1 rRNA gene is annotated in these 711 nt (G+C 52.7%); it reads left to right on the forward strand.

From position 1 onward, the window contains the following. Positions 1–679 (forward strand): 23S ribosomal RNA (locus A3848_RS28760); the annotation flags it as partial. Between the last annotated feature and the right edge of the window lie 32 nt (positions 680–711).

Genomic DNA, 711 nt, shown 5'->3' on the forward strand with positions numbered 1-711 from the left:
ACAGTGCATGGTGGGCAGTTTGACTGGGGCGGTCTCCTCCCAAAGTGTAACGGAGGAGTTCGAAGGTACGCTAGGTACGGTCGGAAATCGTGCTGATAGTGCAATGGCATAAGCGTGCTTGACTGTGAGACTGACAAGTCGAACAGGTGCGAAAGCAGGACATAGTGATCCGGTGGTTCTGAATGGAAGGGCCATCGCTCAACGGATAAAAGGTACTCTGGGGATAACAGGCTGATACCGCCCAAGAGTTCATATCGACGGCGGTGTTTGGCACCTCGATGTCGGCTCATCTCATCCTGGGGCTGTAGCCGGTCCCAAGGGTATGGCTGTTCGCCATTTAAAGAGGTACGTGAGCTGGGTTTAAAACGTCGTGAGACAGTTTGGTCCCTATCTGCCGTGGGCGTTGGATACTTGACGGAGCCTGCTCCTAGTACGAGAGGACCGGAGTGGACGTACCTCTGGTGTACCGGTTGTCATGCCAATGGCATTGCCGGGTAGCTAAGTACGGAAGAGATAACCGCTGAAGGCATCTAAGCGGGAAACTCGTCTGAAGATTAGGTATCCCGGGGACTTGATCCCCCTGAAGAGTCGTTCGAGAACAGGACGTTGATAGGTCGGGTGTGGAAGCGCAGTAATGCGTTAAGCTAACCGATACTAATTGCTCGTGAGGCTTGATCCTATAACACTGATGGTTATGACCTGGTGATATAG

This window comes from Paenibacillus sp. P32E, from assembly GCF_001909085.1.
In the GTDB taxonomy this organism is placed as follows: domain Bacteria; phylum Bacillota; class Bacilli; order Paenibacillales; family Paenibacillaceae; genus Paenibacillus_AQ; species Paenibacillus_AQ helianthi.